We start from the raw sequence: 23,326 nt of genomic DNA, 5'->3' as shown, positions 1-23,326 counted from the left end.
GTTTGCACTCAATTCAAAGAACGATAAGCAGGGAAAAAATTTGACTCCAATAAATTTTGGGCTTCGGTTTTTAAAGATTTTGCTCGTAATTCAACTAAAGAATTATATTTTTCTGGGTCTGTAATTAACCGTAGTGTTAAAAATAGATGTCTTTGTTTAGAAAACCCTGCTTTGAAATTGTAAAGGCTATCTTTAGCTGAACCAACACCACCACCTAAATGCAAAAATTTATTTCCCCGTTCTTTAGCCCAAAATCTAACGTAATCAAACATTAACTTACTAGGAGCTTGTTTCAAAAACTCGCTATTTGTACCTCCTAGATGATATTGCACTATTTCACAGCATTCGGTAAATATTCCTGCACAAGCAATTTGATTATTCAACTCTATGAGGCACAAATAAATGTTTTTATGTAATTTTGCTAAATTCTCAAAATAGTTATAATCAAAATAAAAATAGTTTTTTGCTTCTACACGGTTCATGGTTTCATGATATATACTCATAAATTTATCTATATATTCTTCTAACCTCACAATTTTGGCAGTAAAACCATGACGTTTACATCTATTGATATGATTGCGATGTTCTGGTCTAGTTTGATGCCAAATGTCTGATGTAGATAGGCTTAAATCTATCGACACAGTTTCTCCACTGACTTGACATAATCCAAGTGGTAAAACTTCATGTAGTCCTTGATTTAGTATTGGGTGTAGCCTTAAAAACGCTGAACAAATTTCGCGATCGCGTAACGCAAATATTAACTGCTTGACTGCCAACTGCAAAAACTCCGGCGTATTAGCTGCGGCTTGATTCAATAAAATTCCAGGGTAGCCATAAGGAGATACAATATCCCAAATCAATGGAATTTCAATCTTTGTCTCAAATAAATTATTGACACAACGTAATAAATAAGGTAAAAACAATATTTTTTCATTTTCAAATATCAATATAGCTTCCGGAATCGCATTAATTCTTTTAGCCTCTAAATTTACATATTCCGGCAGATGATAAATATCATACTTTAATTGATTTAAAGTTTGCAGCCACAATGGATCTGACAAACTAATTATTTTATAATCCATTGATTTCTCCTATATTCAATATTTAGTTCAATGGACATTTTTTAAATTTTAATCGTGCCCAGTTAAGCGATAGTATTGATGTGGATATTTCCAACGGATAAATTGCTCCACGAGCGGATTTATCTCCACTTTGGCGGGTATATAGGTGATGGGAAAACCCATTCTTTCTTTGAACTCCGCTACTCCCGGTTTTTCTCGCCAGTGCTGGCCGATGGCAAACTCATGAATTCCACCAGAACGACGGCAAATTTGCACAAATTCAAAAAGCAATATTCTGTTGAGATTGTATTCTGATGCTTCACTGGTGATGTAGAGATCCTCTCCGTATGCAGTGCCGTTGATAGCATAACCTGTGATATAACCACAAAGTTTTTTATCATTAAATCCTGCAAGAATCAGTCGACGTTTGGGCACAACATAGTCTACAAGCTTCATCATATATTTCTCTCTAGAAAGCGATGATTTCCATCGCGTTCGTGTCATTGCCGAGAGAAAAACATCATATCCCTGCTCTTCTAGCAACTGTGTACCAGTTAACTCCACAATATCAAACAGATGGCGATTTTTACGGATGTTTTGTCTGCTGTTTTTGTTAACGCTATACAAATCATAGTTTTGAATATTAGACAATAAATGAATAGGAATCGATCCGTTAGCGCTTACCGCATCATCTTCACACAATGATGCTAGGAATCCCCAGCAAAATTGCAGCGGACGAGTTACTTGTTGAATCTGTAAGCGAGCTAACAAATGGATTGGCTGATAGAAACCAAAACGTCGTTCTTCCCAATAGCATCCACGATGAAAAACAACATTTGCGCCTTCCTTGCAGCGCCACCTGGCAAATTCTTCTTCGGTCATTGAGGTTAATACTGCTTCGGATACATCTCGCATTTGTTGAAAACTCATACTCATTTACTGTATCTATTTTGAGTACTGGTGCGATGTCTACGACGGGCTACGCCTACGCAACTGACAACCGACTAAGCGATAATACTTATGTGGATATCGCCACTGGATGAATTGCTCGACGATGGGGTTAATCTGTACCTTTGCAGGAATATGCTTTACTTGAAAACCCATTCCTTCTTTGAAGACACAGAGGTTTTCATCTTCACGAGAGTGCAGACCGTTAACAAGTTCGCGAATTAACCCAGACCGACGACAGACTTGTGCAAATTCAAATAGCAATCCCGTACCAATGTCGGTAGACAATGCTTCAGTAGCAATTACGACTTCATCAATATAAGCAATACTGTTAACCGCGTATCCTGTGATATAGCCGAGAAGCTGTTCGCCGTTGACACCTGCAAGAATCAATCGCCTCTCAGGAGTAGAATAATCAGCAAGTCCTTTTAAATAGTCTTTTTTGGAAGGTATTTGACGATAAGCTGTTCGTTTCAATGCTGACATAAAGACTTCATATCCCTGCTGCTGCAAAAGCGTAGGTTTATCTAGATGCACGATATTGACTCGCTTGTAGCACTTACGCAGATGATTTCGGCGATTTGATGTCAGACTGTGGAGATCATAGTTTTCCAAGTTGGGTAACCAATGAATTGGCATTGAAGCGTTAGCCGCGGTTGCATCAACTTCAGATAATGTTGTTTGGAATCCCCAAGATAGGGGCGTCGGTGAGTTTGCTTGTTGGGCACTCAAACGCGCTAACCAATGCAACGGTTGATAAAAACCCCGTACTGTTTCCTTCCAGTAGCGATCGCGATGGCAAATCACATGTGTACCGCGTTGTCGGTACCAATCGGCGCATTCTTCTTCAGTCATGGAAGTTAACACCGCAGCGGATACATCTGCTGTCTGTTGAAGACTCATACTTTTTTACTTCCTGTACTTCTATAGCCGATAGAAACCCTATTGTTTCTTAAGTTGGCCTGTGAATTCTTCTGAAGTAACGTGACCTTCCTGGCTGATACTTTTTCGCTGAATTACTTGCCATATAGTCATCAATAAAATTTTCAAATCAAGCCACAAACTCCAGCGATCGATATACCAAACATCCAACTCAAATTTTTTATCCCAAAACCGATCTAATGTGCGGCGGCCATTAACTTGCGCCCAGCCAGTAATACCCGGTTTCACTTCATGACGACGTGCTTGTTGAGGTGTGTAGCGGTCAAGATATTTTACTAATAATGGACGAGGGCCAACAAAACTCATGTCTCCTTTCAAGACATTCCAAAGTTGAGGTAATTCATCAAGACTCGTTTGACGTAGAAATTTACCAAAGGCTGTGAGGCGTTTTTCATCAGCAAGAAGATTGCCTTGGGCATCACATTCATTCGTCATCGTGCGGAATTTGTAAAAGTTAAAAATCCGAGCATTTTTACCGGGACGAGGTTGGATAAAAATCACTGGACTACCCATCCGCAAATAAATGGCGATCGCAACACCCAAGAGTAAAGGGGAAAGAAAAATTAAGGCGATCGCTGCCACAACTCTATCCAATATATATTTAATTAATCTGCTATACCTTTTTAAATTAACACCTTCAAAATTCATTAATACACCCTCCAAATATTTCTCATTTCTCCTCTCTGCGCCTCTGCATGATTTTTTATCGAACCGCAGAGACGCAGAGAACGCAGAGAAAAAAAGAGTTTTGATAATCAATAAATTCCTAATTCTTGATAGTACTTATTTAGCCGATTGAAAACTAATTCTTCATCATAATCAGTTTCAACACGTTCGCGACCAGCTTGACCATAACTTTGTCGCAATTCATAATTAGACAATAGTATTCCCAAAGCTTCAGCTAACTTTTCACTATTTTTAGGTGGTACAATTAAACCTGTTTTTCCATGAATTACTGCTTCTCGACAGCCGCGAATATCTGTAGCGACGACTGGTAAACCCATCGACATTGCTTCAAGGATAGAACGCGGTAATCCTTCATGAGTGAATGTAGGCAAAGTGAAGATATCTAATAACCCTAAAACTTCTGGGATATCTTGCCGCTCTCCTGTTAAAATAACATGTTTCTCAATTCCCAAATCATGAATTTTTTGAATTAATTGTTGTTGGAAAGGTTCAGGATCGCTACTAAGTTGAGAGCCAATTACTAAAACTTGTAAATTTGGAAAATAAGGGAGTAGTTTGGCTGCGGCTTCAATTAAATATCCACTACCTTTTTTATGAGTTAAACGTCCAATTGTACCAATGATTAAGTCGGTATAATCGGGAATACCTAAAGATTTTCGTAATTCAATTTGATGAGTGGGATTAAGGCGATCGCGTTGGAAGCGATTAATATCTACACCGTTACCCAAATAGCGCAATTTTGCCGACGGACAAAGATTTAATTTTTTAGCTGTGGCAATATCTTCATAATTTTGGGTGAGAATCAAATCAGTTATCAAAGCAGTGAGTTTCTCAACGGTAAAATAAAAACGATATTCACCACGTGAAGAGCGATCGTGAAAGGGAAAGCCGTGAGCAGTATAGACAATTCTTTTCACACCAGCTAGCTTAGCAGCAATTCGACCTAAGACAGCAGCAATAGGAGTGTGTACGTGAACAAGGTCATACTGATTTCGCCTGATTAATTGTGTCAATTGATAAATACTTCTCAAATTGCTCAAAGGAGAAATCCGGCGGTCAATTTGAACTGGGTGAATTATATAACCCTGTTGTTGGAGTTTTTCAACTTCTGCACCTGGAGAACAAGCTATTTCAACTGATAGGTTCTGAGATAAAAAATAATCGATTTGAGGTCGTAAAAGCGCCTCAACAGTGCCACCAATTGCACAAATATGTAGTATTTTCATTATTCCCTAATCCCTACCCTCACCCCAGAATTTTGGGTTGTTCTATGACTAGCTTTTTGATAATAAGAACAATACCAAGCTACAAAACGTTGAATTCCTACTTCAATAGGTGTGCTGGGTCTAAAGCCTACATCCTTAACTAAATCATCAACATCTGCATAAGTAACGGGGACATCACCTGGTTGCAGAGGTAGCAAATTTTTTTGTGCTTTTACTCCCAAACAATTTTCCAATACTTCTATAAAGCGCATTAATTCAACTGGTTGATTGTTACCTATGTTGTAAATTTTATAAGGAGTTTTACTTGTTCCTGGGTCTGGTGTATTTCCCGACCAAGTGAGATTTGGCTCAGGAATTTTATCCATAACTCGCACAACACCTTCTACAATGTCGTCAATATAAGTAAAATCTCGGCACATTTTTCCGTAATTAAACACATCTATTGGCTGCTTTGCCAAAATTGCTTTAGTGAACAAAAACAGCGCCATATCAGGACGACCCCACGGCCCATAAACAGTAAAAAAGCGGAGTCCAGTTGTTGGTAGATTATATAAATGGCTATAACTATGAGCCATTAATTCGTTAGCTTTTTTAGTAGCAGCATATAAACTAACTGGATGGTCTACATTGTCGTGAACAGAAAAAGGCATTTTAGTATTAGCGCCATAAACAGAACTAGAAGAAGCAAATACTAAATGCTGAACGCCTGAATGACGACAACCTTCGAGGATGTTAATAAAGCCCACTAAGTTACTGTTTATATATGCATGAGGGTTCTTGATGGAGTATCGAACGCCAGCCTGTGCTGCTAAGTTAACCACCACATCAAAGCGTTGTTCGGCAAAGAGTTGGGCTATAGCTACCGAGTCTGCCAAGTCCAGTTGATAAAAACTAAAACCTGGTCTTTCTTGTAATTGAGCTAGGCGGTCTTTTTTCAAAAAGACATCGTAGTAATCATTGAGGTTATCCAGACCAACAACTTCGTCGCCTCTGGTCAATAGACGTTGGCTGAGGTGAAATCCAATAAAACCAGCAGCACCGGTCACTAAAACCTTGGCCATAATGTTTCTCCTATAAGCTCCAGTAATGAATATGGGATGGTATTGTAGCTTGGCTGAAAATGGATTTGATATCCATCAGTACTCCACCTGGACGCAAACAGTTCAGAAGTTGTTCGCAAGGCATATTTAAATAGGCCTGATGACTGACTGCAAGTATTAACCCATCTAAATCAGATAGGTTATGCCAATCAACTAAATCAATCCCATATTCTTGCTGTGCTTCGTCAGGATCTACCAGAGGATCGTGTAAGAGTGGTTCAATACCAAATTGCTGCAACTCTTTCACCATATCTGGTATGCGACTATTCCGAATATCGGGTACGTTTTCTTTAAAGGTAAGACCGAGAATTCCTACCCGTGCTTGTTTAATCGAGAGGTTAGCTTCAACTAGGAGTTTGACAAAACGCTGACCGAGGTAAGTACCCATACTGTCGTTAATTCGGCGACCAGCTAGGATGACTTCGGGATGATATCCCAATTCTTCTGCTTTGGTAGTTAGATAGTAAGGGTCAACCCCAATGCAGTGACCACCAACAAGTCCCGGAGTAAATGGTAAGAAGTTCCATTTGGTGCCAGCAGCTGCTAAAACATCATGGGTGCGGATACCAAGGCGATCGCATATTAATGCGAGTTCGTTCATCAAAGCAATATTTAAGTCTCGCTGGGTATTTTCAATGACTTTGGCAGCCTCAGCTACTTTAATTGAAGAGGTGCGATAAACGCCAGCATCAATAATCGCTGTATAAACACTTGCAACTCGTTCGAGAGTTTCTGCATCTTCCCCAGCTACTATTTTGACGATCCTTTCTAGTGTATGAGCTTTGTCACCGGGATTTATCCGTTCTGGAGAATAGCCCAACTTGAAATCAACACCAGGTTGCAAGCCTGAGACTTTGGCTAAAGTTGCTTTGCAAATATCCTCTGTTACTCCTGGATAAACTGTAGATTCATATACTACGATCGCTCCAGGTTGTAACACTTTACCAACAAGTTCAGAAGCTTTAACTAGCAAAGTCAAATCGGGATTATGGTTGCGGTCAACTGGCGTTGGCACAGCAACTATAAAAAAGTTGGCGTCTACTAAATCGTAGAGTTCTGAAGTAACGATCAGACTAGAATTTCTTAACTCATCGCTGGAGATTTGATTTGTGCGATCGATGCCTTGCTTTAAACTTTTAACTTTCTCTAAATTGATATCAAATCCAATCGTATGAGGGAATTTTTTAGCAAATGCCAGGGCAACAGGTAGACCAACGTAACCAAGGCCAATAACTGCAATGCGGTTGCTCATATCTCAACAAAAGTAGATTTAGAATATGTCATGAGTCTTTTTCTGCCTTTTCTGAATTTTTTTGAGAACAATTCAGCAAGGATGCAGAAGAGTTAAAAAATTTAGCAAAAATTTGATGAATAAATATAGCAATCATACTGAAATGGTATATTTATTCTGGTTAATGAGTCTTGGTAGCTGAATTTTTATAATTTTTGGTTAATGGTAAACAATCGAAGATGACTAAATTGAGTAATTGTACAATCAAGATGTGTGTTAGCTAATTCTAAATATTAGCTATTGTTGCTTTTTGATTTCTATTTCATTTTTGTAGCACTGTTTTGTTATTTGAGTTATGCCAATTTGGCGCAGCTTCTACAAATAAAAAGACATAACCGCACTTACGGAAGCGTCTGCAAGTAGTTATTCTTATATAGGACTACTATTTGATTGCGTGAAAATATATGTAGCGTGGGTTAGCGAGAGCGTAACGCACCATTCGTAACGATTTGGTGCGTTAGGATGAAATCTGTAACGCACCCTAAAGTACTAATTTTGTTTAAAAATCAAACATGATTCGGATATAAGACTCTTATTTAATTTTTGAAAAAACTCCGTATAGGTGGAAAAGGTCGATTAACTATTAGCTACTGCTCTACAAACAAGATGATTCGCTTCTCTACTCACTACTTAGACAAACAATTTCAAAAATGAAAGCGGATTACTATCTAGAATTTATAATTCAAAATGATATAAGTGTTGCAAACGCTTTGCCCAATGGATGGACGAGAATTTTACTCAAGCTTAATTCGACTTCACATCCTGCATCATGCAGTTCAGGAGCCAATTTTTGGGCTGGGCATTATTGAAGAGTTGGCACGTCACGGCTATAAACTCAGCGCGGGAACACTATACCCAATGCTGCACGAGATGGAGCGTAAGGGATATCTATATTCAGTTGAAGAAAGATCCGGACGGCAGAACCGGCGTCTATACCGAGCTACGGATTTGGGAAAAATGACCTTAGAGGATGCTAAAGAAAAGGTACGAGAATTATTTGGGGAGTTGTTTGAGGAGTAGGGAGATGAGGAGATGGGGAGATGGGGAGATGGGGAGCAGGGGAGCAGAGGAGCAGAGGAGCAGGGGAGAGTTTTTGTGCAAGTTCTTTCTCCTTTGCCCCTATGCCCTATGCCCTATGCCCCATGCCCTACTCAAGATTTTCTAAAAACTGTTTGAGATGAGCTTGTTCTGGATTGATGTCAAGTTCTTTTGCTTTTGCTAAAAGTTGTTCGCGGTTGAGTTGATGTTGAGTTGCAAAGGCTATGAGTGCTAGGGCGCTGGCTCGTCCACCTGCACCGCAATGAAAATATACAGGAGTCGGCAATTGCTGTAGTTCTGAGAGAACTTTTGCAGTTGAGTTGTCGTTTGCTTGGCTTGGCTTGAGTGGAACGTTGACATATTCCAGCCCTACGGCTTGAGCCTGTTGCTCTTCGTCTGCTAATGCTCCAGTTTCATCAAGCGATGTCTAACGACAAGCCGCTACGCGTCTACGCAAATTAACCACGGACTTGTACCCCTCGTCTGCAAGCTGTTTTAATGTCTCTGGGGTTGGCTGTCCACCTGCGGAATACTCATCGCTTACTTTTTTAATATCACTCATATATACTCCATAATATCGATTGCTTTACCGTATTTTATGGTCAAGGGCATGGTAGCATGAATTCACTTAACATATATAGATTTACGATATCGAAATTCGATATATTGATGCTATCAACATCATTAAATCAGGAAAATCACAGTGACTCAGGAAGCTGAGGATATCCAGAAATCCGATAATAATCTGACTCCCAAACAGCAAAAGCAGCGATTAACGGAACTGGCAATGGTGTTTTTGCGATTGGGGACGATCGCCTTTGGTGGCCCTGCTGCCCATATTGCGATGATGGACAATGAGGTGGTGAATCGCCGTCAGTGGATGAGCCGGGAGAAACTGCTAGATTTACTGGGAATTACGAATTTGATTCCGGGCCCCAACTCAACGGAATTAGCTATTCATATTGGCTACGAACGAGCGGGATGGCGTGGTTTACTGGTTGCGGGCACTTGCTTTATTTTCCCTGCAATGGCGATCGTATGGACATTAGCTGCCATATATGCTCGCTATCAAACTGTTCCCCAAGTGGAATGGCTGCTCTATGGAATTAAACCTGTAATTATTGCTGTGGTGCTTCAGGCTGTGTGGAATCTGGGCAAAAAGGCAGCCAAAGATGTACCGACAATTATTGCAGGGGTAGGGGCGATATGTGCCTACTTTGCTGGATTGAATGAAATTTTGGTGCTGATTTTGCTAGGTGTGGCGGTGATGCTACTGAAGAATTGGCAAAGTAGAGGAAACATAACAGGAGCATTTTTATTACCATTTTCAGGTGTTTTGGCTCAGGTTGGTAGTACCACAGCAGTCACATCACTTAGTTGGATTAATGTGTTTTTCTTCTTTCTCAAAATTGGCTGTGTTCTCTACGGCAGTGGTTACGTATTGCTGGCATTTTTGCAACGGGAATTAGTTGAGCGTAACCAGTGGCTTACGTCACAGCAGCTTTTAGATGCCGTGGCCATCGGGCAATTTACACCAGGCCCAGTTTTCACAACTGCCACATTTATCGGCTATTTGTTAGCGGGAAATGCGGGAGCGATCGCCGGTACGATTGGAATTTTCTTACCAGCTTTTGTGCTGGTGTGGGTAGTTAATCCTTGGGTTTCTAAGTTGCGTCAATCTCGTTGGGCAAGCGGATTTTTAGATGGCGTGAATGCAGCTTCTTTAGGATTAATGGCAGGAGTTACCTACACATTAGGACGAGCCGCACTAGTCGATTGGTTAACAATTACTCTGGCAATTGTGAGTGCGATCGCTGTGTTTCGATTCAAAATAAACTCTGCTTGGTTAGTGCTAGCAGGGGGAGCGATCGGACTTGTTTCACGCATATAGTTTTGGGCATGGGGCATGGGGCATTGGGCATTGGGCATTGATTATTCTCCGCGTCTCCGTGTCCCCGCGTCCCCGCGTCTCTCTCATCTCCCTCATCCCCTTACGATCCTTCTTCGCAAGCGGAACCAAAATCTAGAGCCACCTTCTGCGCGGGGTAAATAACCAATACTACCTCCCCAACGTTCTAGTGTGATTCTACAGAAATAAAGACCTAGACCGGCTCTGCCGGATTTATCTTTGCCTTGGGAGAACTTTTGAAATAAATTTCTCACCATTTCTGGTGGTACGCCAGAACCGCGATCGTCTACATTAACTAAAACATATTCTCCATCCAACTGGAGACTAATAGTCACAACAGAATCTTGAGAGCTATAACGATAAGCATTCTCTACTAGATTAGAAATCACTCTATCTAAACGAGATTTTTCTGCAATAACTCTCCAGTCTATTCTCGTGTCAACTTGGTTAGCAAACTCTAATTCGATATTTTTCTGGGAAAAACTGGGCTTTAAAAATTCAATGACTTCTTGTATAGAAGTTAAAATATTGGGTGATTCTTGAATATCGCCATTAGAATTTTCTAATGACATTACTTCAGTAGAAAAAATATCTAAAATATCTTTAATTAAAGCCTGCTGCTTCATACATTGCTGTCTCCCTACTTCTAAATATTCTTTACCTTTGAGCGTTAAATTTTCATATTCTAGTAGTGACAAACAGCCATTTATAGCACTTAATTGTCCTGCTATATCATGCATAATACAATGAAGCAAAATATCTTTTTTTTGATTATCTTTGAGTAATTGATAATAAATTAATTCATATTCTCTACCTTTTTGTATAAGATATTGCTTATCTCGATAAGTCTCTTCTAAAAGCTCAATCAATATAATTTTTTTTTGATTTATAAATAGTGCATAAGCTTCAAATTGATATTCTTGTCCATTTGTATCTACTTCAGTCCATAAACCTGAATTGATTTGTTTACTGCTATGATTCAACCAAAATTCTTCAGCATCAATTAAAAAGTTTTTTAAAAAACAAAATTTTTCCTCTGGTACTGATATATTCATCCCTGAAGTTAATTTGTGATGACAAAATTCATTTAACCAATCAGGTATATTACCAATTATTTTAAATAAGCCTGTATTAATATACTCTAAAGTTAAAATGTTTAAAGCAGCCAGCACATCATTTGTAATGGACGTATTCATATTTATTTAAATTTAAGATGATTAAATTGGATTTCAGATTAACAATAGAACTATTTATTTAATTTTTCTTGTAAAAGACTAAACTCATTAGCCTTTTGTTGAGTAGCAAAGAGATCATTTTGATCGCAGCTACTATCTAAGAATAACACCCAATCTCCTTCTTCAGTGGGAAACATATGAACATCTGCACAACTGCCATACTCTGTTTTGATAAATGGTAGAAATAGAGAAGTATCATCTAGTGGTAGTAAACCCTCTAGAAAACAAACTTGCTCTTTAATATTTTCTCCTTTAGCGAGGTTAGTAATTCCATATTCTGCCAATTTGCCTCCCCAATCTAATAGACTCCCATCTTTGCTGACCAACAGATAGGCAAGAGAACGCTCTGCTGTTAGAAAATTGATAAGATAGGTAATCACAGAATTAGGGACATCTAGCATTTAGGAATCCAAAATTTTCTTAGCAAGAGTTTGAAAAATTTCTTCTACACCTAGTCCATTTTTAGCACTTGTTTTGATCGCAGTCCAACCCTTTTCTATCACTTCATCTACTTCAGCAGGTTCAATTTCCCATTCATCTGTAATATCGTATTTGTTCATCACCAAAATAAATGGAACTTTACCAATAGCATCTTCTACTCTTGTTTGTAAATCGAAAGCTTTTTCTAAAGTATTACGCCTCGTACCATCTACGACTAATAAATAACCAGCACAACCGCGTAAATAAGACATTCGCACTTTTTGAAATTCATCTTCTCCGTAGAGATCCCAAACAATCAGATTTATCTTATTGTCTTGAATATCTATAATTTTTTTATCAATTTTTACACCCACAGTCGTATGGTATTTGTCAGAAAAAATACTGTGAACGAACCTCGATACTAAACTAGTTTTACCTGTAGCAAATGCACCTATCATACAAATTTTTTTCTGAACAACCATAAAAAAAGTGGTATAATTTTAGTCAGATTTATTAGCTATAAATACTTTAAAAGATACTCGACGGCTACTAATATTTTGAGAGTCTGGTGTGAGTTGTAGCTGCAAAGGTTGGTTATAACTTACACCTATTGCTTGAAGTTGTTTTGTATTGATTCCTTGGAATTTGAAATAAGATAAAATTTTCTCAGCACGGGCTTGACTGAGGAGCATATTTGTTTGCTCTGTTCCTGTGTTATTGGTATGTCCAATGATTTGAATTTGCACGTCTTTCTCTAAAGACTTAGCAATATTCAAGAAATTGCGTATTGACAGAGTTAAATTAGGTAGCTTACTAACTTCACCAGAGCTAAGTTCAACCGTCCCTTCGACAAAAAACAATATTTTTTGTTCTATTTGTTTTTTATATTCCTCCAATTGACTAAGTTCTATTTCTCCAAGATTTTTATCCTGAAATTGAGTAATGCCAGGAATAAAAGTCCATAATTTACGTGCTTGTAAAATCCATTGACGGGATGCATAACCTGTGACGTTAAGAATACCGTTTTTATCAACTTGTAGTGATACAGTTGGGGGTGGATGTAACAATTGTTTAACTCTTTTGGTAGTAAATTCTGGTTCCAAAGACAGGTAAGGTTGCCACTGACTAATTACTGTTTTGGGGTTAAGATTTGTTTGTTGTATGAATGTATTAGGATCTACTGCCAAAGGATCGCGCATTCCCCTAATAAAGTATTTGCCAAAACTTTGCTGGGAGTTAATTACAACAATTCCTGGCTGAGAGTTGAGTTTTTGCAGATAAGCCCGCCAACGGAGTTGTTCTCTAATAGTAAAAAAACCCCAAGTTCCAAAAGCGATCGCCATTACACCTAAGAGAATCCAAGTATATGTATAATTTTTTTTAGCAGCAGATTTATACTTAACTACCAAGCAATCTTCTAAATCGGGTTTACTGACATCAAATATTTCTGTATCTCCAGCAAAATCTTTAATTTCTTGACTAAACTTGAGGTGAATTTTTTCGATTGCTTCTTGTAAAACTAACCTTAATTCTTGGGGAGGATTTCCCCGAATCATCGCTGCTATTAACGCTTGTGGCCCCTCTTCAATCCAAATGGTAACTTCTCCAAAACGTAAACTTTTTATCCCATCTCCTTTTTGGACGGTGAACGAATCTTTGATAAAATCTTGAATAGCTGTCAACATAGCAGCTACTAAATCTGGATCTTGAATCGTAACCTGCTTTACTACTAAATGTTGAAGTAATAATCCAGATTCTTTATGAATCAAAAATACTTGTTCCACTCGGTAAAGTAGCGTCCGTAGCAGCACAATTTCCGCAAATGATTTTCCTGTGCGTTGCGCTTCTAATCTCCACTGAAAACTTTGGAAAGACAAGCTATGTTCTAAGGTTTGATTCAGAGATTGAATCATTTCTTCAAGAGCTGTAGAAATCGCCTTACGAGTAGCTGGCCCAATTATTGGAAATAATGTTTCTGCAAGCACATTATGGTCTTGCTTAACAGAAACTTGAATAGCTTCTTCAACAGTTGATACCATTACTTCTCCAAGTTGTTTATCTTGCTTTGAGCGCAAGATTACAGCTTCTGGAAGCATTTTGCTAATATCTTCTGGTTTAATTTCGGGGTTTTCTAGCCGTTCATAAAGTTTTTCAAGTTTAGTTGGCTCAATATCTAGTAGCAAACTACGGAGTATAGTTAATTCATCCTTAATTTCGGAAGCCTTGCTATTGCTTTTCAAACCTTCAGGAGATGCTTTTGGTATTTGATTCATCGAAGAGTCACTCATTACCAAAATCCCTCAATTCCCAGTTTTTATGAATTAACATTTTTTTGTTAATAGGAGAACTGTGCTGATGCTCTAACAATTAACTTTGTATTTCCTAATTTTTGATTTTAAGACTTATTGTCAGCGTTCAGCCTGACAGCTAATTCTGCGAACATAGCTGCAAGATTGGAACGATCTGTTTTGTCTCTACGAAGCTGTTGAACCTCCCGTTCTAGCAAAACTAAAATTTCCTGGGATTTTTTTTGAATATCATCTTGTAAACTTTTAGATTGGTTGAGAATCTGCTCGTGTAGCTCTCGTTGACTCTTAGTAGCTTGTTCGTCAAATTGAGTTAACTTATTTTCTAAATTTAGACTGACATTTTTATTTTCTTCTGCAACGGCTTTCAGTTGAATATCGCGTTCTTTCTGCTCATTTTTAAGGCGCTGTGTTAAGGAATCAACTTCTTGTTTAACATAATTTTCTAAAGCATCTAAACGTTTTTTACTTTCATCTCGCACGTTAGTAAATTCTTGCATTAGCCGTTCTTCTAAGCGGATAAATCTTTTTTCGATATCTCTAATTTGATTGCCAACAAGAATTTCTCTAACTTTATCCAAACTCCTACTTTCGCTAATCCCATTGCTAAATTGCAGTTCGTTATTTACTGAATTCGCTCCCTCTTGTTCTACTTTCAATGAATTATGACTGATGTATTCTTCTGGTGGATTCATATTTTTAATTCCTTTTGAAAACAAATTTGGCTTTGGTTGTTAATTTTTATAGTATATTTATAGTGTAGACAATAACTAAGTATAAAGGATATTTATACACGAAAAAAATATATCCACTTGGATATATTAAAAAATATCTAAATTTTAGTCAAAGTAATGATGAATTTCTCAATCTTTTATTGAGAAGAGAGTCTATGTATTTCTTCGCCCAACTGTCGCCGGACTGATTCCAACAAATTTGTATCCCGCGTCCAGTGCTTCCAGTCAAGCCCTACACGCCGAGCTAATGAAAGCGCCCACTGTTGCCGCTCCAGATTTTTAAGTATTTCCAGGTACTCGTAATCTTCTACCCCTTCTCTGAGCCATTTCAGCCTCATGGAAGGAACAACTCCTTTGATACCTACTTGTTTCCCCGGATAAAACAACATTCCTTCGCCAGGAAAATAATGTTTGTATTTCTTCTGGAAATAAGTTTGAACGTCCTTCCAAGGGTCTTTTGTCCATAGGTCAACTCGCCAGTATAAAATCCCAGTTAGCCCAAGGCTTTGGCTAATAAAACCTGGATGAATTCTGTAGTTTATTGGTTCAAAGTCTATCTGCCATTTGGGAGAGTATCCGTCTTGTACTAAAGCATTGTAAGACCAAACTTTATCTCCTTTTTGCAAAACTTCAGTAATTCGATCGCGGGCTTCATCATAGACTTCTGGCAATACTATCCATATATCTACAGCTGTACGTCCAGTTCCAGAACCATCATCATAAAGTGCAGGTGTAGGAGTCATTGCTAAAGCGGTTGCAACTCCAGCTTGATGAAAATTTCGCGCCCATTCCTTTACTGGTTCAATTAAATTTGAGCAGTTATCAATTTCATCAGCATATCTGGCATAGAGAAATAAACCCGATTCATGTTTAGTAGCAGTAGTTTTAATCTTTTTGAGAGAAGGTGCTGGAGCCATTTTGCAAGTACTAACATTAGCCCCACTCCAAAAAGGAAGACTCCGGGAACGCAGCCCCCATTGCTTCATTAACTCTGGTTCATATGCTGGATTAAAATGAGCGTCAGGCATTAATTTATGTTTGAGAAGTTCTATCATCTCGCTTTTATCTTCATGTTCATAAAAGGTGAACTCAGAATTCAGCGATGGTTTGATCGGTAACTCAAAATCCCAAACTTTCAGGTGAATTTTACCTGCGATCGCTCCTTGGTCGCTATTAACAATAAAAGTACCTCTATAGTCTCCAGCTTGAGTGTTGCGAGGTACAAAAATATCTACCCAAATAGGTTGGTTATTCCCACCTTTTAAGTTGAATGGAACAGCGTCTAACTCAGCACCTCTAATATCTTTTTTGTTTTCAGGATTAATAAACGGAATTAGCCCATCAGCATACCATCCAGTACCTAAAGATGGATTAGTACTGCCTTTTTTGTTAGGGCTGGCATGAGTAACACGAACGTAATGTTCGCGGTAGAGTGTAATGTTTGTGTTGGAAATTACTCGATTGTTTGCAGCAGACAAATCTGAAACCACTACATTGACATTTGTCAGACCACCATTGGGTGCGCGAATTCCTATCTGAAAAGGTTCATATTCTCCCCGCGCCGCATACAAATCAATCTCGGTTTTACTTCCTGGTGGGTCTTTTTGCTTTATTCTTTCCAGACTTGGAGCTACCCATACAAAAGGGCGATCGCCTAAGAATGAGTTATTAGCTAATAATCCGATATTTGAACAAGCAAATAAAGTAAATACTGTCCCCAATATCCCAAAGATAAGTTTGAGTTTGTTAACAAACCTGAGCTTTCTATTTAAAAAAGACACTTCAAATTCTCCTGATTCAAATCTTCTTGAAGCGAGAGATAACTTTTATACTTGGAGATTAGTAAATGCCTGAAATATCAATTTCCCGCCTCCGGCGGGGTGTAGCCATCGCTAATTTTGGCACTCCATATCACTTTAATCATTTAACTTTTATTATTCTCTGCCCTAAGTAGTAAAAGAGCCTGAGACAAATTAAAAGGTAGAAAAATTTTTGTCCATAAGGCGGCTGGGGAATTGTATTAACGGTTACTGTACTTAAAAACTTTTCCAGTAATTATATAAAGTTTATGTAAAGCTTAAAGGTTTTTTAAGGTAAAAAATTTACAGGCAAAATATAATTTTAATTTATATATTATTTGATTATTCTTTAGTATTAAAAAACTTTTTTCTATAATTAAATAGAAATAATTTTTAACAAAAAAATCTAATTTTGAAACATAAATTAATAATTGAAAGCGTATGAAGCTAAAAAAACTATTAATGTTCGCCAAAAAATCACTAGGAGCTAAAAATTTTTAATTAAAATTAATAGTTATATTGCTATCTATTATTAGTGGTATTTATTAAGATTTTAAAGATTTTGTAAAGAAGTTTAGTTAACCTATCGATTGTGATAAGTAAATAGTTACAGCTTGGCTCAAAAAATCTGACAAAAGAATCAAAAATATAGATCTAACTACTTAACCATTTGAGTAATTAATTAACTAATTTTTAGAAACATAAATTATCTAGTTTTGTAAAGTAGGCATCTCCTTTGCCGAGAATCAAAGGCAGGCTTTTCTGGCTTGTCCACAATATTAGTTGAATATTTTTTGTTTAGAAGTTTCTAAGCAAACAATTTCATGTTTTCTAACTTAATAGTACGCAAATGGCAAGCGATCGACATTGAACTGATGAATAGTTCTTTGGGTGAGGCTGAACTTACGTATTAATCATAAAATTCAGGAAAAATAACATGGCATCTATTTTCGGCAGCACAAATCCTGACAGTCTCACTGGAACTGTGGGAAATGACACTATAGTTGGTTGGGCCCTTGGTGGTAATGCCAATAGTACCTCTGGTAACGATACCTTAAATGGTGCAGCTGGTAACGATTCCCTCGCAGGCGGGACGGGGAACGACAGTTTAATTGGTGGAGATGGCAATGATACGCTTGACGGGGGTACAGGAAACGACACCTTTAAAGGCGGCCAGGGTAGCGACAGCATTAATGGCGGAGATGGCCTTGATACCGCAGACTACAGTCAACTAAATCAAACCATTATCTTGTCAGGTGTCGGAACCATTCAAAAAGGGGCATTGGGGCAAGACCAACTTTTTAAAGTAGAAAAAGTTATTGCTAATGCTAACGTTGCCAACAACACCATAGATGCATCCGCATCTTTGGCTGGGGTATTTATTACCGTTAACCTGCAAACCCAAACTTTGGCTGCTAATAACGTTCCTGGTTTGGGAACATTATCATTTACTGCAATCAACTTTGATAACGTCATCGGTACAAACGCAAATGACATCATTGTTGGTGACAACCAAAACAACCAATTATCCGGTAATGGTGGCAATGATAGTCTAAATGGTGGAAATGGCGATGACACCCTTAATGGTGGTTTAGGTACTGACACATTGAACGGGGCAGCAGGCAACGACACTTACATCATTGACGGTGCTGTTGACACCATTATCGAGGCTGCTAATTCAGGCACAGATATCGTCCGGTCTTCTATTACCTACACACTCGCTGCCAATGTGGAGAATCTTAGGCAAACGGGAACTAGTGCTATCAACGGCACAGGTAACACTCTTAACAACTTACTTTTTGGTAATAGCGTTAACAACACTCTCAATGGTAGAGCAGGCAATGACACCCTAGACGGTAATTTGGGCAATGACATCCTCAATGGTGAGGACGGCAATGATAGTCTACAAGGCGGGCCTGGTAATGACAGAATCAATGGAGGATCTGGAGACGACATCCTCATCGGTACTTTCCCTGGCAGTCTGCTTCCACCGGGATTAGGAGAACTTGATACCTTGAATGGTGGACTTGGGATAGATAGATTTATCTTGGGAGACTCTTTAAATGTTTTCTACGACGATAACAATACTGTTAATCCTGGTTTTGGTGACTTGGCAATTATTACTGACTTAGACTCGAACCTAGATCGAATTGAACTTAAAGGAGCCACACAGAACTACCTCTTACAAGCTGTTGCAGGTAACACACAAATATTTTTAGATAAACCGGGAACAGAGCCAGACGAGATATTAGGTATTGTGCAAGGAAGAACCAATCTCAGACTTGATAGTGATGACTTCCTTTTCTATGAGCGAGAAAATGCTGGACAAGGTACAAACAATACACTAGCCAGTGCTGAAGGATTAGGTTCATTATCATCAGGATCGAATGTTAATATTTCAGCTCGCTTAGCAACAATTGAGCCAGGGAGTAATCCTGATTTTGACTTTTTTAGATTTTCTTTAGCAAATCCAGGAACTGTCACTATTGAGACACTGACATCAGGAGATACAGTTCTCGGACTGTTTAACAATGCTGGGACTTTACTGGAAGTTAATGATGATACTCCCCCAGACTTGCAGTCATTCATCAGTACTTCATTAGGTGCGGGTACGTACTCCATTGCAGTGAGTAAATTTAATTTCTTCCCTGAAAGTGGCGGAACTTTTTCAGGAGGTGACGCATCTAATCCTGATTTTTCTTATACGCTAAAAGTTACTTTTGCTTAAGGACTTTGTTAACTTGAGAAACTACTGACATTCAAACTAAACATCACTAAATCAATGATTTGGTGATGTTTCGCTCTTGATTCAACAGGGAGTAATACTGCAATAGCCAACTGAATGCTGCGCTGATAAATTTTATGTAAAGTTTGACTGCTATTAAGCACAAAAATTTTCTGGATCGATGTATCAGTTTAACTTATCCAATTTTCAAAAGATTGCTTTAATCTAAAAGTATTTTTTGTAGTTAAAAATAATAGTTTTTTTTACAAAATATCTGATAATGATACCTAACTTAACCAATATGCAGCTTTTATTGAAAAACTATCACAAGTTTTACTAAAAAAATTAGTTTTTGTGAAAAAAAGCTTCATTAAGGTTTACATTTTTGGGGAACCTATTATAAATGGCATAGATTGAAATTTTGAAGATTTGTTAAAGTAGTGCATGTATACTTTGACTCATGATAATTAATAGTTATGGCAATGATAAAAATTTACCAAAATAACCAAGACAAATAAAATTTTTTGCCAATTACTTACCATTTGCGTAATCAATTAAGGTAGTTACAAAGAATAAATTATTCAATGTTTTTGTAGGGCGATCGCCTCATTCACCTCTAACCAGAGGAATGGCTTTTAACCCAGCTACAATCAGCACTTGAATATTTTAAATTTGGATTTTCAAAAATAGGATCACGCAAATGGCAAGTAATCTATATCTAACTGATAAAGAGTTGTTTGACTAATGCCGAAATTAAAGGAAGTTTGAAAAGTATCAATGATTTTGCTTTTTCCCACCCTCTACTCCTAAAAGCGAGAAACGGAGTATTTAAAACGACTTTGCAAACAACCTCTTAGGCATTAGTTAAAAATTCAGGAGAAATAATATGGCAGTTATCTTTGGCACGACAGGTTCTGATGTCAGAAATGGGACTTCGGGAAATGACACGATATATGGTTGGGCTAATGGTGGTAATGCCAATAGTCTGTCCGGCAACGACACCTTAAATGGTGCGGCTGGTAACGATAATCTGTTTGGTGGCACGGAAAACGACAGTCTAATTGGTGGAGATGGCAACGACACCCTTGATGGCGGCATCGGTACTGACACATTAAACGGGGGATTAGGTAACGATACTTACATAATTGACAATGTTACTGATATTATTACCGAAGCTGCTAATTCAGGTACAGATAGCGTCAGGTCTTCTATCAGCTACACATTACTAGCGAATCTGGAGAATCTGACGCTGACGGGAACTAGCGCCATCAATGGCACAGGTAACACTCTTAACAACTTCCTCTTTGGTAATAGCGCTAACAATACTCTCAATGGTAGAGCAGGCAATGACACCCTAGACGGTAATTTGGGCAATGACATCCTCAATGGTGAGGATGGCAATGATAGTCTACAGGGCGGGCCTGGTAATGACAGACTCAATGGAGGGTCTGGAAACGATGTCCTGATTGGTGTTTTCCCTGGTAGCCTGGTTCCACCAGGATCGGGGGAGATTGATACTCTCACTGGTGGAATTGGGGTAGATAGATTTGTTCTTGGGAACGCTACAAATGTTTTCTACGACGATAACAACACTGGCAACGCAGGTTTTGGAGACTTAGCCACGATTAGTGACTTCAACTCTAGTGAAGATCGAATTGAACTCAAAGGATCTGTACAGAACTACCGCCTGCAAGTTGTTGCAGGAAACACACAAATATTTTTAGACAACCCAGGAACAGAACCAGATGAGATCGTAGGTATTGTGCAGGGAAGAACCAATCTCAGACTTGATAGTGACGACTTCCTTTTCTATGAGCGAGAAAATGCTGGACAAGCTACAAACAATACATTATCCACCGCTGAAGGATTAGGTTCCTTATCATCAGGCTCAGATGTGAATATTTCTGGTGAATTAGTATCAGTTCAACCAGGAGATAATCCTGATTTTGACTTTTTTAGATTTTCGATAGCAAATTCAGCAACTGTAACTATCAAAACGGTGACACTTGATGATACTATCCTCGGCCTATTTAACAACGCTGGGACTTTGCTGCAATTTAATGATGATAGTGGCAGTGAATCAGACTTTGGATCGTTAATCACCGCTTCACTAGGTGCAGGGACATACTCTATTTCAGTCAGTAAATATGCTTTCTTTCCTCAAAATGGTGGAACTTTCTCTGGCGAAAGTGACAGCCTCTCCGTTCCTTATACCTTAGAAGTTAGTTTGGCGTAGGGACGAATTTTGTTAATTAAGAAAATTTCGAGAAAAATCATCTGACTATGTTTGTGGAGAAAATAATGAGTACCAGTAAATTATCTCAGCCAGCTAAACGCAAATTTAGCAATAAATTCGCTCTTAAAAGCTGCTTTTTTTGGTCAAAAACGCTTTTATTAACAATGGTTCTATTAAATTATGGAACTACTGTAGTTAGTGCTGCACCTGAAGCCCTACGTTCTGATATTAAGATTCGCAATATTGTCAATACAAAATCGATTTCTCCTTCTGTTCGGATTGTAAAAGATCCGCGAAACAATACCCTCTATTATCTCAAACGCAATGGTGAAATTTATCGAGTTAATTTAGGTTCATCTACTACTACACTGGTCTACAACTTTAATAATCATAAAGTCAGTGAAACTCAAGGTATGGCCATTGGGCCTAACGGTACTATTTATTTAGTTGGCAATGGAAACGTTGCAAATGACCAGACCAAAGCAGTTATTGTTAAAGGTGTAATTAATCCGAGTACAGGACAACGTATTTGGTCTGTTTTGGCTAAAAGTGCAGCGTATCCTAAAAGTAAAACAGCCTACGACCATCGTTTCAGCGGCGTAGTTGTTAGCCTAGATGGTAATTATATTTATATCAATAGTGGTTCTCGTACCGATCATGGTGAAGTTCAAACTGCTGGCGGCTTATATCCTAATACTCGCGAAGTAGGATTAACGGCCTGTATAATTCGTCTTCCTACTAATGGACAAAATTTGTTTCTTGCAAATAATCGAGCTACTTTAAAGAGCGCTGGCTATATTTTTGCAGAAGGAATACGCAATACTTATGATATGGCTTTCGCGCCTAATGGAGATTTATTTGGCGCAGAAAATGGGCCAGATAGGGATATGTCAGAAGAATTAAATTGGCTACGTCAGGGTTTTCATTACGGCTTTCCCTGGCGTATTGGCGGGACAGATAATCCACAACAATATCCAAATTATAATCCTGCCAACGATCGTTTATTAAATCCCAAATTTGGCGCAGTTATAAAAGGCTATTATTATAACGATCCGACCTTTCCCCCTAAGCCTAATATCACTTTGACTGAACCAATTCCTAATGTTGGCCCGGATGCAGATAATTACCGCGATCCTCAAGATGGCAAAGTCAAAGATGCTAGTGTTCTTGGGCAAACTTTTAGCACTTTTACAACACATCGTTCTCCTTTGGGTTTAGTTTTTGACACCCAAGGAGCAATGAGTCCAGAATTCAACAGAGATGGCTTTGTATTAAGTTGGACTATAGGCGATCCTACTGGCGAAACAGTGGCTGGCCCTTTTAAAGATCCTAGCCAAGATCTGTTGCATTTAAATTTGACTAAAGTAGGAACTACCAATTATAAGCTTGAAGCTAGACGTATTGTTAAAGGTTTCAGTAATCCCATTGATGCTGAAATTATTGGCAATAAAATTTATGTTTTGGAATACGGTGGAGATCAAGGAGTTTGGGAAGTTACTATACCTGCTAAGTGAGGCAATTTTAGATTTTAGATTTTGGATAGTATTGCACTAAAATTTCACTCGTTTACTATCACGATCCGCGTCACCCCACCCCGGTTTTGTCTAAAGCCAAAACCTCCCCTCCCCTTGCCAAGGGGAGGGGTTGGGGGTGGGGTCAGAGTTTGAGC

Annotated in this window: 19 protein-coding genes; 5 read left to right on the top strand and 14 right to left on the bottom strand. The window is 38.4% G+C overall.

What is annotated here, in order from left to right; translation table 11 throughout:
• Window positions 1–8: 8 nt before the first annotated feature.
• The 7 genes from H6H03_RS06145 to H6H03_RS06115 form a co-directional block, all read right to left on the bottom strand.
• Window positions 9–1,082: a GNAT family N-acetyltransferase gene (locus H6H03_RS06145; RefSeq protein ID WP_190954244.1), complete on the bottom strand. Its 1,074-nt coding sequence runs from the start codon at window positions 1,080–1,082 to the stop codon at window positions 9–11.
• A gap of 48 nt (window positions 1,083–1,130) precedes the next feature.
• Window positions 1,131–1,997: a hypothetical protein gene (locus tag H6H03_RS06140; RefSeq protein ID WP_242057819.1), complete on the bottom strand. Its 867-nt coding sequence runs from the start codon at window positions 1,995–1,997 to the stop codon at window positions 1,131–1,133.
• Window positions 1,998–2,030: 33 nt separating this feature from the next.
• Window positions 2,031–2,912: a hypothetical protein gene (locus H6H03_RS06135; protein ID WP_242057818.1), complete on the bottom strand. Its 882-nt coding sequence runs from the start codon at window positions 2,910–2,912 to the stop codon at window positions 2,031–2,033.
• A gap of 39 nt (window positions 2,913–2,951) precedes the next feature.
• Complete coding sequence (locus H6H03_RS06130) at window positions 2,952–3,599, bottom strand: sugar transferase (RefSeq protein WP_190954243.1); 648 nt, start codon at window positions 3,597–3,599, stop codon at window positions 2,952–2,954.
• A 107-nt stretch (window positions 3,600–3,706) separates the two neighbouring features.
• Window positions 3,707–4,864, bottom strand: coding sequence for a glycosyltransferase family 4 protein (locus H6H03_RS06125; protein ID WP_190954242.1), 1,158 nt, complete (start codon window positions 4,862–4,864; stop codon window positions 3,707–3,709).
• A complete protein-coding gene (locus H6H03_RS06120) occupies window positions 4,864–5,925 on the bottom strand; it encodes an NAD-dependent epimerase (RefSeq protein WP_199338813.1) in 1,062 nt (353 codons plus the stop codon). The genes H6H03_RS06125 and H6H03_RS06120 overlap by 1 nt, the downstream gene beginning before the upstream one ends.
• A gap of 10 nt (window positions 5,926–5,935) precedes the next feature.
• Window positions 5,936–7,216 (bottom strand): nucleotide sugar dehydrogenase, encoded by a 1,281-nt coding sequence (locus H6H03_RS06115; RefSeq protein WP_190954241.1) that lies wholly within the window; start codon window positions 7,214–7,216, stop codon window positions 5,936–5,938.
• Between the two features lie 735 nt (window positions 7,217–7,951).
• On the opposite strand from H6H03_RS06115, the gene H6H03_RS06110 reads away from it, so the two are divergent.
• The gene (locus tag H6H03_RS06110; RefSeq protein WP_313931800.1) at window positions 7,952–8,275 is read left to right on the top strand and encodes a PadR family transcriptional regulator; all 324 of its coding nucleotides are present in this window, start codon (window positions 7,952–7,954) and stop codon (window positions 8,273–8,275) included.
• A 127-nt stretch (window positions 8,276–8,402) separates the two neighbouring features.
• Here the strand turns inward: H6H03_RS06110 and H6H03_RS41710 are convergent, their stop codons facing one another.
• Complete coding sequence (locus tag H6H03_RS41710; RefSeq protein WP_313931799.1) at window positions 8,403–8,579, bottom strand: hypothetical protein; 177 nt, start codon at window positions 8,577–8,579, stop codon at window positions 8,403–8,405.
• 417 nt (window positions 8,580–8,996) lie between these two features.
• On the opposite strand from H6H03_RS41710, the gene H6H03_RS06100 reads away from it, so the two are divergent.
• Window positions 8,997–10,184, top strand: a complete 1,188-nt coding sequence (locus H6H03_RS06100; RefSeq protein WP_313931798.1) for a chromate transporter — start codon at window positions 8,997–8,999, stop codon at window positions 10,182–10,184.
• Window positions 10,185–10,276: 92 nt separating this feature from the next.
• On the opposite strand, the gene H6H03_RS06095 is transcribed toward H6H03_RS06100, so the two are convergent.
• From H6H03_RS06095 to H6H03_RS06070, 6 genes are all read right to left on the bottom strand, one after another.
• On the bottom strand, window positions 10,277–11,398 hold the full coding sequence (locus H6H03_RS06095) for a sensor histidine kinase (RefSeq protein ID WP_190954240.1): 1,122 nt from the start codon (window positions 11,396–11,398) through the stop codon (window positions 10,277–10,279).
• Window positions 11,399–11,448: 50 nt separating this feature from the next.
• Window positions 11,449–11,838, bottom strand: a complete 390-nt coding sequence (locus H6H03_RS06090; protein ID WP_190954239.1) for a hypothetical protein — start codon at window positions 11,836–11,838, stop codon at window positions 11,449–11,451.
• Window positions 11,839–12,315: a Rab family GTPase gene (locus H6H03_RS06085; protein ID WP_242057817.1), complete on the bottom strand. Its 477-nt coding sequence runs from the start codon at window positions 12,313–12,315 to the stop codon at window positions 11,839–11,841.
• Window positions 12,316–12,357: 42 nt separating this feature from the next.
• Window positions 12,358–14,145, bottom strand: coding sequence for an OmpA family protein (locus H6H03_RS06080; protein ID WP_190954237.1), 1,788 nt, complete (start codon window positions 14,143–14,145; stop codon window positions 12,358–12,360).
• A gap of 107 nt (window positions 14,146–14,252) precedes the next feature.
• A complete protein-coding gene (locus H6H03_RS06075) occupies window positions 14,253–14,858 on the bottom strand; it encodes a hypothetical protein (RefSeq protein ID WP_190954236.1) in 606 nt (201 codons plus the stop codon).
• Between the two features lie 176 nt (window positions 14,859–15,034).
• Window positions 15,035–16,678, bottom strand: coding sequence for a DUF4091 domain-containing protein (locus H6H03_RS06070; RefSeq protein WP_190954235.1), 1,644 nt, complete (start codon window positions 16,676–16,678; stop codon window positions 15,035–15,037).
• A 955-nt stretch (window positions 16,679–17,633) separates the two neighbouring features.
• On the opposite strand from H6H03_RS06070, the gene H6H03_RS06065 reads away from it, so the two are divergent.
• The 3 genes from H6H03_RS06065 (at window position 17,634) to H6H03_RS06055 (ending at window position 23,171) form a co-directional block, all read left to right on the top strand.
• Window positions 17,634–19,424, top strand: coding sequence for a calcium-binding protein (locus H6H03_RS06065; protein ID WP_190954234.1), 1,791 nt, complete (start codon window positions 17,634–17,636; stop codon window positions 19,422–19,424).
• Window positions 19,425–20,307: 883 nt separating this feature from the next.
• Window positions 20,308–21,657, top strand: a complete 1,350-nt coding sequence (locus H6H03_RS41165) for a pre-peptidase C-terminal domain-containing protein (protein WP_190954233.1) — start codon at window positions 20,308–20,310, stop codon at window positions 21,655–21,657.
• Window positions 21,658–21,722: 65 nt separating this feature from the next.
• Window positions 21,723–23,171: a PQQ-dependent sugar dehydrogenase gene (locus H6H03_RS06055; protein WP_190954232.1), complete on the top strand. Its 1,449-nt coding sequence runs from the start codon at window positions 21,723–21,725 to the stop codon at window positions 23,169–23,171.
• The last annotated feature ends 155 nt before the right edge of the window (window positions 23,172–23,326 follow it).

Origin of the sequence: Nostoc paludosum FACHB-159 (assembly GCF_014698835.1) — a bacterium.
GTDB classification, from domain to species: domain Bacteria; phylum Cyanobacteriota; class Cyanobacteriia; order Cyanobacteriales; family Nostocaceae; genus Nostoc; species Nostoc paludosum.
The sequence above is the reverse complement of the archived record's forward strand: the minus strand, read 5'-3'. Positions and strand labels throughout refer to the sequence as shown.